This is a genomic window from Leptolyngbya sp. KIOST-1, assembly GCF_000763385.1.
Lineage (GTDB): Bacteria > Cyanobacteriota > Cyanobacteriia > Phormidesmidales > Phormidesmidaceae > Nodosilinea.
On the sequence record NZ_JQFA01000002.1, the window covers coordinates 3,471,702 to 3,484,038 of the forward strand.

Annotated in this window: 13 protein-coding genes and 2 tRNA genes; 10 read left to right on the top strand and 5 right to left on the bottom strand. The window is 61.8% G+C overall.

Features of this window, described 5'->3' with window-relative positions; genetic code table 11:
* Nucleotides 1-12: 12 nt before the first annotated feature.
* Nucleotides 13-684: an Npun_F0813 family protein gene (locus NF78_RS15345; RefSeq protein WP_035987687.1), complete on the bottom strand. Its 672-nt coding sequence runs from the start codon at nucleotides 682-684 to the stop codon at nucleotides 13-15.
* A 264-nt stretch (nucleotides 685-948) separates the two neighbouring features.
* Here NF78_RS15345 and NF78_RS15350 point away from each other — a divergent pair.
* Both NF78_RS15350 and NF78_RS15355 read left to right on the top strand, forming a co-directional pair.
* Nucleotides 949-1,021, top strand: a tRNA-Arg gene (locus tag NF78_RS15350).
* Between the two features lie 164 nt (nucleotides 1,022-1,185).
* Complete coding sequence (locus tag NF78_RS15355) at nucleotides 1,186-1,857, top strand: rhomboid family intramembrane serine protease (RefSeq protein WP_052050530.1); 672 nt, start codon at nucleotides 1,186-1,188, stop codon at nucleotides 1,855-1,857.
* A 77-nt stretch (nucleotides 1,858-1,934) separates the two neighbouring features.
* Here the strand turns inward: NF78_RS15355 and NF78_RS15360 are convergent, their stop codons facing one another.
* Nucleotides 1,935-2,429, bottom strand: coding sequence for a DUF1643 domain-containing protein (locus NF78_RS15360; protein WP_081972651.1), 495 nt, complete (start codon nucleotides 2,427-2,429; stop codon nucleotides 1,935-1,937).
* 114 nt (nucleotides 2,430-2,543) lie between these two features.
* Here NF78_RS15360 and NF78_RS15365 point away from each other — a divergent pair, with 114 nt between their 5' ends.
* On the top strand, nucleotides 2,544-3,860 hold the full coding sequence (locus NF78_RS15365; protein ID WP_035989926.1) for an MFS transporter: 1,317 nt from the start codon (nucleotides 2,544-2,546) through the stop codon (nucleotides 3,858-3,860).
* 29 nt (nucleotides 3,861-3,889) lie between these two features.
* Here the strand turns inward: NF78_RS15365 and NF78_RS15370 are convergent.
* Nucleotides 3,890-3,963, bottom strand: a tRNA-Arg gene (locus NF78_RS15370).
* 47 nt (nucleotides 3,964-4,010) lie between these two features.
* Between NF78_RS15370 and moaC the strand changes: the two genes are divergently transcribed.
* Both moaC and NF78_RS15380 read left to right on the top strand, forming a co-directional pair.
* Nucleotides 4,011-4,520, top strand: coding sequence for a cyclic pyranopterin monophosphate synthase MoaC (moaC, locus tag NF78_RS15375; RefSeq protein WP_035987694.1), 510 nt, complete (start codon nucleotides 4,011-4,013; stop codon nucleotides 4,518-4,520).
* 312 nt (nucleotides 4,521-4,832) lie between these two features.
* Nucleotides 4,833-5,606: an S-adenosyl-l-methionine hydroxide adenosyltransferase family protein gene (locus NF78_RS15380; RefSeq protein WP_035987696.1), complete on the top strand. Its 774-nt coding sequence runs from the start codon at nucleotides 4,833-4,835 to the stop codon at nucleotides 5,604-5,606.
* Between the two features lie 38 nt (nucleotides 5,607-5,644).
* Here the strand turns inward: NF78_RS15380 and NF78_RS15385 are convergent, their stop codons facing one another.
* Complete coding sequence (locus tag NF78_RS15385) at nucleotides 5,645-6,238, bottom strand: DUF1997 domain-containing protein (RefSeq protein WP_035987698.1); 594 nt, start codon at nucleotides 6,236-6,238, stop codon at nucleotides 5,645-5,647.
* 252 nt (nucleotides 6,239-6,490) lie between these two features.
* Between NF78_RS15385 and NF78_RS15390 the strand changes: the two genes are divergently transcribed.
* A complete protein-coding gene (locus NF78_RS15390) occupies nucleotides 6,491-6,739 on the top strand; it encodes a hypothetical protein (protein ID WP_156119787.1) in 249 nt (82 codons plus the stop codon).
* Between the two features lie 76 nt (nucleotides 6,740-6,815).
* Here NF78_RS15390 and murG read toward each other — a convergent pair whose 3' ends face one another.
* Nucleotides 6,816-7,928 (bottom strand): undecaprenyldiphospho-muramoylpentapeptide beta-N-acetylglucosaminyltransferase, encoded by a 1,113-nt coding sequence (gene murG, locus NF78_RS15395; RefSeq protein WP_052050531.1) that lies wholly within the window; start codon nucleotides 7,926-7,928, stop codon nucleotides 6,816-6,818.
* A gap of 98 nt (nucleotides 7,929-8,026) precedes the next feature.
* Between murG and NF78_RS15400 the strand changes: the two genes are divergently transcribed.
* The 4 genes from NF78_RS15400 to NF78_RS15415 all read left to right on the top strand — a co-directional run bounded on the left by NF78_RS15400 (nucleotide 8,027) and on the right by NF78_RS15415 (nucleotide 12,333).
* Nucleotides 8,027-8,824: a nuclear transport factor 2 family protein gene (locus tag NF78_RS15400; protein WP_035987702.1), complete on the top strand. Its 798-nt coding sequence runs from the start codon at nucleotides 8,027-8,029 to the stop codon at nucleotides 8,822-8,824.
* Nucleotides 8,825-8,826: 2 nt separating this feature from the next.
* Nucleotides 8,827-9,450 carry a cupin gene (locus tag NF78_RS15405; protein WP_197064853.1) on the top strand — a complete coding sequence of 208 codons (624 nt, stop codon included), beginning with the start codon at nucleotides 8,827-8,829 and terminating at the stop codon, nucleotides 9,448-9,450.
* 196 nt (nucleotides 9,451-9,646) lie between these two features.
* Complete coding sequence (locus NF78_RS15410) at nucleotides 9,647-10,732, top strand: DUF6765 family protein (RefSeq protein ID WP_035987705.1); 1,086 nt, start codon at nucleotides 9,647-9,649, stop codon at nucleotides 10,730-10,732.
* A gap of 521 nt (nucleotides 10,733-11,253) precedes the next feature.
* Complete coding sequence (locus tag NF78_RS15415) at nucleotides 11,254-12,333, top strand: hypothetical protein (RefSeq protein ID WP_156119788.1); 1,080 nt, start codon at nucleotides 11,254-11,256, stop codon at nucleotides 12,331-12,333.
* Nucleotides 12,334-12,337 lie beyond the last annotated feature (4 nt).

The following is a 12,337-nucleotide window of genomic DNA, read 5'->3' on the forward strand; positions in this document are numbered from 1 at the left end:
GGGGCGGGTTGGTTACGTCCATATCTTGCCCGTCGGCGACTGCTGCAACCATCGCCGAAACAGCGCCTGCTCGTTGCTAGTCAAGTCCTCGATGGCTTCAAAGGCGCGATCGGCGAAGTTGGCGTTGCCAAAATAGTCTCTGCCAATGCGGTGGGTTTCTTCGAGCAAGCGATGCAGATGATGGTCCTGCCAGGGCGGCAGCTGGGGCATCGCCAACGGGTCTACCGTCAGAATACTTTTGACCGCGTCGGGGGTGGTCGCCTGGGGGAACTTCCAGGCGGCAAAGACTTTAGCAATGTCGCCTTCAAACTGGCGGGCCTGCTTGACCCCCAGCAGGTCTTCCACATCCATGTAGAGCACCTGTAGCATCAGCAGGCAGGCTTTGATGTAGGTCGCTTCTGCCGGCGGGGTGCCGGTATCGCCGCTAGTATCGGGCTCAAATTGGTCAAGGCGAATCTTACCCCAAATGCTAAAGCGCTCCGGTTCTTCTAGGAGCACGCAGGCCTTGCCCCGGTTATCGGTCAGGTCGCGCCAGAGCGCTCTGGCATCGTCCTCCTGGGCAGCGGTAAACACGCTCAGCAGCCGAAAGGTTTGCCCCTGGTACGACAGAATTGGAATCTGTTGATCTTTTTGAGGATGGTGCATCGTTTTGATGTCAACATCCTGCCGCTTGAGGATAAACATGTTATGGCCTGCTGACTCCTAGCTGAGGTGATTACCTGCAGTAGGCGGCGGCTGCAACAATAAACCGCACCCTTGGTACTGCGTCATTGATGATGGATAAAGCCTTGCAAACCCTCGCAAACGCTACGATCTGTTTAAGAGATTTATTTTAGCGGCCCTGGCTGCCTTGGCACAGTCCTTTGCTGCTGTTTTTCCAACATTCTATTCGCCTTGGGCTGTCCTGAGCGCATACGCCACCCTCTAAGATAGAGTGATGTTGAGTTGGGGCCATTAGCTCAGCGGATAGAGCAACCGCCTTCTAAGCGGTCGGTCGCTGGTTCGAGTCCAGCATGGCCCGTTTGGATCGGGTCGGGGCTGCCGCCCTGGCCAGTGCTGATAAGGGCAGCATACCCCCACGGTGGGGGTAACCCGTCACCCAGACCGCCTAGGGTTGGGCACTGGGCAACGGTGAGGCGAAAACGCTAATCTGGCTGTAGTTCCCGATCTTGGCAGGCTACTCCTTTGGACGATTCAGAGCTACAGGCCAAACTCAAGCAGCTAGAGGCAGACCTCAATTCGTCTTCCCCTCCGCCTACCCCTCATCGGACGGAGAAGCCGGTGTCACAACCGCAGAGCTGGGGGCAGCGGCTCAAGGGCAACGCGCTATTGCCCGTCTATCTGGTGGCGATTCCCTGGGCTCAGGAAATCGTTGACCAGGCGGTGTTTGGCGGGACCTGGAACCTGCCGCTGCACCCCCGCAGCGTGGCCGGAATTCCCGGCATTTTTCTGTCGGCCATTTCCCACTCTGGCTTTGCCCACCTGATCGGCAACACGATTGGATTTTTAATCTTTAGCTGGCTGATTTTGGCCAAAAGCCGCCGCGACTACTGGATTACACTGCTGATTGGCTGGCTGGGCGGTGGGGTGGTGGCCTGGCTGTTGGGCCCCAGCAGCGTCCACGGCCTGAGCGGAGTGGTTTACACCCTGTTTGGCTACTTGCTATGCATTGGCTGGCTGGAGCGGCGGGTGGTGCCCCTGTTGATTTCGGTGTTTGTGCTGATCAACTACAGCTACTTTATCTTTGGCATGTTCCCCACCCAGCCGATGGTGGCCTGGTGGGGGCATTTGTTTGGCTTCTTCCTGGGGATTCTGGCGGCCTACGGGGTATATCGGGAGCCGGGGAAGAGGGGGTAGGTGGGTAGGCGGGTGGATGGGTAGATGGGTAGGTGGGTAGGTGGGTAGGTGGGTGGATGGGTGGCGGATGCCAGAGATTAAATATTCCAGGGTTTTAAGAGCGTGTGGCGGGGGACGTAGAGGGGGTGACGGGGCTGGCCGGTGCGGTTGAGGCCCAGGCAGTGGCAGTAAGCAGAGAAGGGGGCCAGCAGGGCGAGGACGGCGCGATCGCGCCCCTGCCAGCTACCTCCGTTTCCCCAGGCCAGCAGAATACGCTCGGCCTGGTTGGCGGCGGCGAGTAGAGCGGCGTCGTTGTCTGGACCGATGGGATCGGCAACCTGGCGCAGCACCTGGGGCCTAGGGCTGCGGTAGGCAAACAGATTGACCACTGCGATCGCCCCAAAGCCCCAGCCCATCGCCAGCCCTGTGCAGCGGCGCAGGGTGGGGTCGTCTATGCTACTGTCGGCCCGACTGGGATTGAGCATGATGATGGCCAGGGTGGGAGCATCGCTCCACCGTCGCCCCAGGCTGTATCGATAGTGGCCTGTGGGGTCAAAGGTGGCGGTGCGCTCCATAGCCGAAGGCTGCAACATTTGTTTACATTGGGAGGTGGGCGCAGCGGTTCTCGCCGTAGCGACGCCAGGGCATGAACCCAGGGGATGGCCCCGGGCGCTCAGCACCCAGCAATCTACCGGAGACCGATTGTTTTGACTATTTTCTCAACCTTTAGCCCCTCGGTGCGCACCAATTTGACGGTGCTGTTTGCGGCGGGGCTGTGTTTTTGGGCCGGGCTGGCCGGACTGTTGCCCACGCTGCCCTTGTTTATTGAGACCCTGGGGGGCAGCGGCCAGCAGATCGGCATTGTGATGGCGTCGTTTGCGATTGGGCTGCTGCTGGCGCGGCCCTACCTGTCGCGGTTGGCCGACGAGCGGGGTCGCAAGGTGGTGCTGATGGTGGGGCTGAGCGCGATCGCCCTGGCCCCCTTTGGCTACCTGCTGGTGCAGTTTCTGCCCCGCGCGATTGTCCCCCTCTCTTTAGCGGGCTATCCCCTCACCCTCGACACCGCCATTCTGGCGATGATCGCCATTCGCGCCTTTCACGGGCTCAGCATTGCCGCCTTTGTGGTGGCTTACAGCGCCCTGGTGCTGGATCTGGCCCCACCCGCCAACCGGGGTGAGCTGATCGGCTACATGACCCTGGTCAATCCCATCGGACTGGCCCTGGGTCCGGCCCTGGGCGGCTTTCTCTACGAGGCCACAGGCTTCACCACGGCGTTTTTGGTCATGGGGCTGCTGGGACTGGCTGGGCTGGGGTTGGTGGCGCGGCTACACGAGCCCTACCAGGCCCCCAGCGCCCTAGACGAGGCTGGCTCGACGGTCTTTTGGGGGCAGCTGTGGAGCGGTCGGGTGCGGACGCCCGCTATTATTTTGCTGCTGGTGGGCCTGGCCTTTGGCACCATCAGTACCTTTGTGCCGCTGTACGTGCGAGAGACGGGGCTGGCGCTGAACGTGGGGTTGATCTACACCGCCTCGGCCCTGGCCAGCTTTATGTCGCGGCTGGTGGCCGGGCGGGCCAGCGATCGCTACGGGCGGGGCCGGTTTATCACCGTCAGTCTGCTGGCCTACAGTGTGGGCATGGGTGTGTTCTGGCTGGCCCGCAGCGCCCCGATGTTTTTGCTGGCGGGGTTCATTCAGGGATTTGCCGGGGGCACTCTGATTCCTATGATTGCGGCCCTGATGGGCGATCGCTCGACGGCCAGCGATCGCGGTCGCACCTTTGGTTTGGCCATGGTGGGCTTTGACGTGGGCATTGCCCTGGCTGGCCCTATCTTTGGCACCATTGCCGATCAGCTGGGCTACCGAGGTATCTTTGGCCTCTCCGGCGTCATGACCCTGGTGGGGCTGGTGATTTTTGCCACCGCCAACAGCAAAGATCTGGGCCACTCCCTGCGCTTTGCCCTGGGGCACGGCAAGGATGTCTACGCCGTAGACCTGACGCAGCCAGGAAACCCCAGACTGAGTTAACCAATCGCTAACCGATGGATTGAGTAAAACGGGCGAGGAGGGATTCGAACCCCCGACACCGTGGTCCGTAGCCACGTGCTCTAGTCCACTGAGCTACACGCCCCTGTGCAGGCTTCTTATACTAGCATGGTCTGCTGCCATATTGTACCCATGACAAATAATCCTTCCAGTTTTCCTGCTGGGGTGGCCCTGACCCACCTCGATGGCCAGGGCGAGGCCCACATGGTGGATGTTGCCGCCAAGGCCTCAACCGTGCGAGAAGCGGTCGCCGAGGCCCTGGTGGCCATGCAGCCCCAGACCCTGACCAGCCTGGAGGCGGGCAACGCCCCCAAGGGCGACGTGCTGGGCACCGCCCGGATTGCGGGCATCATGGCCGCCAAGCAAACCGCACACCTGATTCCCCTCTGCCACCCGCTGCCGATTCAAAAGGTGGAGGTGCAGATTGTCCCCGATGCGGCCCTGCCCGGCTACCGCATTCAGGCCAGGGTTAAAACCAAGGCCGAGACCGGGGTTGAGATGGAGGCCCTGACCGCTGCCAGTGTGGCCGCCCTCACCCTCTACGACATGGCCAAGGGGCTGGAAAAATCGATTGAAATTCGCAGCGTGCGGCTGCTGAGCAAAACCGGCGGCAAATCGGGCGACTATCGAGCCGAGGTTTGACTGACGCCGTCGCCGTCATGGGGAGTGCGGGCGTTGTCGAATGCAGGTATGATATGCCCCCCACCCCCCAAATTCTGGGGGGAGTCGAACTCTCAAAGTCTCCCAAAATTGCGAGATTTAGGAGGCGGTAAAAGGATGTCAAGTTTACAGATTCATCACTTAATTCAGCAATGCCCGCGGAGTGCGAAGTGCAAAGTTCAAAATGGAAAATTCTCAGGGTGATTTGATGCCGATTTTGTATTAGCACCCCAACAGCAGGCCGCCTGCCCGTCGATCGTTTCATCCTCCTGCTCCAGTCCGGCTCCTTCGCCTATGGTTATTGCTCTGATTACCGACTTTGGCCTCCAGGATAGCTATGTGGGGGTGATGAAGGGCGTGATTGCGGCGATCGCCCCGACTGCCCAATGCCTCGATCTCACCCACGCCATTCCACCCCAGGACCTCCACGCCGCTCGCTTTACCCTGCTGAGTGCCTACCCCTACCTGCCCGCGGACACCATTTACCTGGTCGTTGTCGATCCGGGGGTGGGAACGGAGCGACGGGGGGTGGCGGTCCAGACGGCGCGGGGGATGTTGGTGGGTCCGGACAACGGCCTGTTCGGCGGCGGGTGGGACGGCAGCCCAGTGCTCAAGGCCGTAGCGCTTACCAACTCTGCCTACTGGCGATCGCCCCAGCCCAGCGCCACCTTCCACGGGCGCGACATTTTTGCGCCGGTGGCGGCCCACCTGGCCAGCGGCGTACCCATCGACCGCCTGGGGCCAGCGATCGACCCCCAATCCCTGGTGAGGTTGTCGCCGGAGGCTCCAGCGGCCAGTGTCAGCGACCGGGAGGGCACAGTGCAGTACATCGACCGCTTCGGCAACGCCGTCACCACAATCCCGGCGGAGTCCTTGCCTGCCGGTCCCTGGCAGATCAGGGTGGGCACCATCACCCTGGCCGGAGTCGGCACCTACGGCGATGTTTCCGCAGGTGAGGGGCTGGCCCTGGTGGGCAGCCACGGGTTTGTCGAGCTGGCGGTGAACCAGGGCAGCGCCGAGGCGAGGTTTGGGCTGGCGGTGGGCGATCGCGTCTCTGTTAACGCCTGATGGGTAACGCCCACCCACCCACTTACTCACCCACCCCTTTACCCCTCCACAGCCCGACCGCGCAGCGACCCCTGATCGGTCCCTTCGCCATGGGTGAGGGTTGCCGTCACCCAGGCCCGGTAGTCCTCCACCAGCTGGCGCTCGATGCGGTGCTTGATGGTGCTGAGAATGCCGCTGAGAAACGTCCGCCCGGCGCGATCGAGCACGGGGTCGGGCATGAAGCGAAGCGGGGGCGGCAGCTCGATGTGAATGTGCAGGTCGGCGCGGCCCTGGAGTTCGGTGTAGTGGTCGCGGCGGTGGGGGATGAGAGTGCCCTGCAGCGCCATCCCAAAGGAATCGTTGACGAAGCTGAGGTAGTCGGGGCCTTTGACCTGGCAGCCTACTGACTCCAGCTGAAGGGTGCCATCGGCCTGCGATCGCACCCGCAGATCCGCCGTGGGTTCAATGCTGACGCCCAGAAATTGCAGCGGCCGCAGGCTGAGTCGATACACCCCGTCGCCCAGCACTTCGATCCGGCGCGGGTCGGTAATGGCCTGCACCAGGCGCTGGGGCTGCCGCAGGTAGTGCTCGATGGGCACGGTCTCGTTGGGCACCCGCAGGCGCAAATCTTGGCTGGCGTAGAAGTTCTGCATAGAAAAACGCTACCTGAAAACGGCGTACTACCCAGGGCAGATGAAGTTTTGTAACCTATGTTTAACAATTTAATACGTCTTTCAGGTTCGTGGGGTTCGCCAGGCACTATTGGGCACCCTAGGCAGCTTTGTCGAGTTGGAGATTAGGGAGATCCTCCCCTTGCCTATTCGGCTCCTACGATTTCAGCTTTTTCTGAGAGGGCGTTACATGGAGTTACTACGTATTCAGGGTCTGTACCCAAGGACATCACCATGACATTTACTCCCACACATGTTTTAATTTCCCGCACTAAAGAAACGCCGGTGCAGCTGGTGGCCGGACCGAAGGGCTACTGGCTCTATACCGAAGCCGAGGCGAAAAAAGGCGGCACCCCTGCCTTTGAGGTCCGCCCCAAGCTGGGCTTTTACTGTCTGGGACAGCCGGTCGTAGGCTTTAGCCTACAGCCGCTCACGGCTGACACTGCTGTCGCCCAACCCCAGGCCGCTCAGGTGGCTCAGTAGTGATGGAACGACAGGCTAGGGGCTGTAACCCTTGATTTTTGAGCGTTGAGCAGCCAAGTGATGACAGCCCCTAGCCCTATCGGTGCAGCACTACTTTTTGAATTAAATCCGCCAGCCGAGTAGCGCTGTTGGCCACCGCTAGCTGCCCCGCTGCTGCGGCCATGGCCTGGAGCTGGGCAGAATTTTCCAGTAGCCCCAGCCCCAGCCGTTGCAGATCGTCCGCTGTGGTCTGGCTCTGTGGACACAGAATGGCAGCCTGGGCCTGCTCAAACGCCCTGGCATTCACCGTCTGGTGGTCTTCGGCGGCGTAGGGGTAGGGAATCAGAATTGAGGGGGTGTGGGAGATGGCCAGCTCCGTCAGGGTGCCCGCCCCGGCCCGGCCAATGGCCAGGGTTGCTCGGTGCATAAGCGCCGCCATCTCGCCAAAGAAGGGGCGGTGAATGTAGTGCGGATGGCTGAAGCTGTCGGCTTCGGGGTCACTGCTGCCGGTCTGGTGGACAATCCAGGCCCCTGCGTCAATCCAGGCGGGGGCGGCCGATCGCACCAGTTTGTTGACCGCCACGGCCCCCTGGCTGCCGCCCACCACCACAATCAGCGGCACGCCCTCGGGAATGGCAGGATCGCTCAAAACGGGTGGCTCTGGGGTTAGAAACTGCTCGCGCACGGGGGTGCCCACCACGATGGTTTTCGCCCTGGGCAGGCGATCGCGGGTCTCTGCAAACCCCAGGGCCACCGTGGTACACCAGGGACTGAGCCAGCGCGTCACCTTGCCCGGCAGCGCGTTTGACTCGTGCAGCACGGCGGGGAGTCCCAGCGATCGGGCCGCAATGATGGCCGGAGCGGCAATGTAGCCGCCCGTGGTAAATACACCGTCAAAATGGCCCTGGTCGAGCAGGGTCCGCACCTGCACAACTGCCTGGGCAAAGCGGCCCAGGGTTTTGGCAGTGCCCAGGCCGGGCCGCCCCTGGAAGCCCGCCATGCGAACGGTGTGGAGCGGGAAATGGCTGGGGACCAGGGAGGTTTCGAGCCGATCGGGCACCCCCAACCAGTCGATGGCGTAGCCCTCCCGCACCAGGGCTTCGGCGGTGGCGATCGCCGGGAACAAATGCCCGCCAGTACCGCTGGCGGCCACCAGCAGCCGGGGAGACGCAGCGGTGGTAGCGTCCGCTGAACTCGATGCTTGGGACAAGGGAGCACCCTCGACACTGAAAACGCCTCTAACTATACCAACTCCCTGCCAGTTGATATAAGGTAGAACGGAGTATTTCTGGCGTAGGGGAAACGAGCGTGGCTAACCTTTTGGCAGGACGGCGGCGGCTGGGGCTGATGGCCATGGTGGCTCTGGGGTTGGGCGCGGGTGCGATCGCCCCCCCGGCCCACTCCAGTCCGCTGGTGGTGGCCCAGGCCGCCCCCGCCGAGGTGCAGCGGGTGCTGAGCGAGCTGGAGACGGCGGCCAGCGATCGCAACCTCGACGCCGTCATGGCCTTCTACAGCGAGTCGTTCTCCAGCGATACAGGCTTCGACTACGCCCAGCTGCGCCAAACCCTGGAAACCCTCTGGCAGCGATACCCCGACATCACCTACGACATCGAGCTGCTGAGCTGGCAGGCCAGTGGTCCCGGCCGCTACCTGATCGAAACCCGCACCACCGTTACCGGCCAGCAGACCCGCCCCGAACGCACCCTTACCCTTACCGCCGACATCACCTCGCGCCAGCGGCTGGAGGACGGGCAGATTGTCTCCCAGGAAATTTTGACGGAGACCAGTCGGCTGGTGTCGGGCACCAACCCGCCCACGGTGCGGGTGCAGCTGCCCCAAACTATGACCCCAGGTCAGACCTACAGCTTTGACACGATTGTTGTGGAGCCGCTGGAGGGGCGATCGCTGATGGGGGTCGCCGTGGAGGAGGGCGTCACCGCCACCGACTTTTTCGAGCCCCGCCCGGTGGTGTTTGACCTGCTCAGCTCCGGGGGGCTATACAAAGTGGGCACCGCCCCCGCCGAACCCGACCGCCGCTGGGTTTCTACGGTGATTATTCGCGAAGACGGCATGGTGGTTGAAACCCGCCGGGTTCGCGTTGAGTAACCATGGTCACCCACAACTTGGTCAACCACAACTGGCTGGTCGAGGCAGACGGTAGCCATCGCCCCTTTGGCAATCCTGAAACCCTGGAGCCGGGGCGGTACTACCGCCTGTATCGGTTTTTGACAGAGCTAGAAGATATTCTGGAAATCTTCCACGACGATGTCAGCCGCCTGGAGGCGATCGCGCCCCTGGTGCGGAAGCTGCTGGTCAGCTCCTACTGGCTCCAGCTGGAGTACAGCGTTCCCGATCCAAGCGTGGGCTGGAGCGTCAACTATCTCTTTCGCGAGCACGAATTTCCCCTCACGGTGCAAATGGTGTCGTGGCTGCCGGGGCAAACCTCCAGCATTCACAACCACGGCAGCTGGGGCATTGTGGCGCTGGTGGCCGGGCAGGAGCGCAACCGGCTCTGGCGTCGAGCCCCCCAGCCTGACCAGCCCGATCGCATCGAGCTGGTGGACGAAGTCATTCTCAACCCCGGCGACGTGGTGGCGCTGACCGCCGATGCTATCCACAGTATCGAAGCCCTGGGCCAGGAACCCACGGTGTCATTTAACCTCTACGGCGTGACCCGGTTTGACCAGCGCTACGAGTTTGACCCCGCCACCCACACCGCCAAGCCCTTTTAGCCAGAGCATTTTGCATTTTTTATCTGGCATTTTGCGCTTTGCCCTGCGCGCGCCCGCAAAAGCAAGCGTCTGCTCACGGCGCCAGGTTTTAGCGCCAGATTACAATGCTTAACACTGCGGGGGGTCCTCTAACCTTTACCCTAATTGAGGGTTTCGCCCTGGGGGCGTTAACCCTGTGCTGCTAGTCAGACCTGCCATGCAAATTGATTTTCACCACGGAGTCACTTATGTCTGTGCCCGTCTGGCTGGGTTTGACCATGGCGAAGCCAGCATTGTGGCCCACAGCGCCCAGTATGTGGACGACTCAACCCAGGCCGGGCTCATTCGCTTTGACAACGGGGCCATGTTTGATCGCATCAGCTCGGCCCACAAAATGCTCGACTACCGCAACTTCAAAGAGCTGGCCAACTGCAAGGTGTGGATTCCGTTTCATTTTTTGCCCGGTAATGGCGGTCTGCCGGCGGGGCAAGACCCACCGGGCAGCTTCATCGAAAAGCTCATCTGCCGTCCCAATAGCCCGGTGGCCCAGGCCATGGTGCGCGAGTGCATTGAGCAGCGCTACCGCAGCTACGGCCTGCACCGCCTAGGCATCACCCTGCACGTGTTTGCCGATACCTGGGCCCACCAGGGCTTTGCCGGGGTCAGCCACGAGATCAACAGTGCCCGCGACCTGGTGGATGGCAACAACCAACCCGACCAGAGTCTGATGAACCGCTTGAAGGGCTTTTTCATTGGTGGAGCGCTGCCGCTGGGTCACGGCACCGTGCTGAGCAATCCGGACAGGCCCTACCTGCGCTGGGGCTACACCAACGGTCGGGGTGAAAAAATTTACCGCGACAACCCCAAGGACTATCTCGAAGCCGCCGACGAAATGTGCCGAGCCATGCAGCGCTATCGGGCGGGCGACCCCAATGCCGCTGTGTCCGGGTTGCCCGAGGCCGACCGGGCGAAAATTGCGGCGCTGCTGGAAACCACCTATGGCGAAGGTGACAGCCGCCACCGGCAGTGGATAGCCCACATTGCCAGGGGCAGCTTTAGCTTTGGTGCCGCCGAGATCGGCTACATTGCCCGCGGCGTCGGGTCCTGGAAGCAGCAGGCGCTGGGAGCGATGGGAGAGAGCGATGGTCAACGACCGGCCTTAGGCCAACGCAAGGAATCGCGCCTGGCCTACTCGCCCAAGTTTTTAACCAGCAACTGGAAGCTGTTTCACGATGCGCTGCGGGCCCACCACTTTTACATCATTCATGACCTGCTGCCGCAGTATGGCATTTGCGTGGCGTAGGGAGTGGGAGTGGGGGGTAGGTGGGTGGATGGGTGGGGGGTGCGGAAGGTAATAACAGGCTGGTCCGGGTTGTCAGAAATAGGGCAACCATTGCTGAGGGTTTCAGGGGCTGGGTTTCAGGTTTCAGGAACAGTTGGCTGACCTGTGCCGCAGGGTGCTAGGGGCTGTCATCAATTAGCTGCCAAACGCCCAAAAATTAAGGGTTACAGCCCCTAACCTGTCGTGTGGGTCGGGCGTGGCAAAGCTTGATATACCGAGCTTTTGCCCACAATTGATGACACGCCCTGGGGGAAGATTGGGACAGCCTTTAGTTTTCCTGCAAAAAGGTGCCTAAGATTAGGGGGCGGGCTATGCTAAGGGCTGTCATCAATAGGCCTCTGCTGCCCCTAATCGACGGTTGCAGCCCCTGGCCTGCGGCCAGGCACCGCTGATGGGAATAGGGTTTTAGCCAGAATTGATGACACGCCCTCAGCCTTGGTTCACGCTGCCTGTTTGTAACGGTCTACCTGTAAGAGATTCCTGTGGTTTCCCCTGTCATTTCCCGTCCCGCTCTAGATGTCTCGCCGCCGCTCCCCTCACGCCCTAAACCGGCACCCCTGCGGCCAGGATGGCGGCAATCGCTACCGCTCAAGCATCCGCGGGTGTGGGGCCTGGGCCTGGGCAGCTTAGCTCTGGGCCTGGTCAACGGGGCTTTGGTGATCTCCGCTGGCATTGGTCTGGTGGCCTATCAGCAGATCTTGCAGCTATCGCCGCGCCAGCGCAAAGGGCTGATGCAGCGCTTGCAGAAGGGGTTGCCGCTGCCCAAATCCCCCCAGCAGCAGGCATTGATATTGGCCGGGGTGGCGGGGGTGAGTACCTACACCTTTACGGCCCTGTGGCACAGCACCCACTCGCTGCTGATGGCGCTACTGCTCACCGGGCAGGGGGCGCTGGCGCTGTTTGCGGTGGGGGCGCTGCTGCGGTCCTCCCGCGCGGCAGACCCCAGCGATGACCTGTGGAATGCCGCCCCCGTGGCTCAGGTGGAGCACAATCTGAGCTTGCTCAGCCACCCCGACCCGCTGAAGCGCCTGGTGGCGGTGCGGCGGCTGGTGCGCTTGGCCCACACCGATGAAGAGTATCTGGTGGGGATGTCGGTGCGATCGCACCTGATTGACTGCTTTCAACTGCGGCTGAACCAGGAAAGCGATGCGACCGTGCGATCGGCCCTTGAAGACGGACAAAGGCTGCTGCGCCAGGATAACCGGCTACCGCCCAGCTCGGTCACCCCATTTTCAGCTGTGGTTACCGCAGACCCAGCTCTCCAGGTTACTGAGTTGAGCCAGCCATCGTTGGAGACTCCATCCCTATCCACAGCGGCACCGTCCCCGTCCCTAAAGGCACCGTCCCTAGAGGCACCGTCCCTAGAGGCACCGTCCCTAGAGGCACCGTCCCTAGAGGCACCGTCCCCAGGGGTTGTCGTGCCAAAGGACGCTGAACCTGTGGCCATGGCGCAAGGCACGGTAGAGTCAGTGGCATCTACAACGACATCACCTGAAGGCTCTGCTCCCACTCTCAAAGGGCGGCGGGGCACAGTTGAGTACGTCGAATATTTAGACATTTAATTAC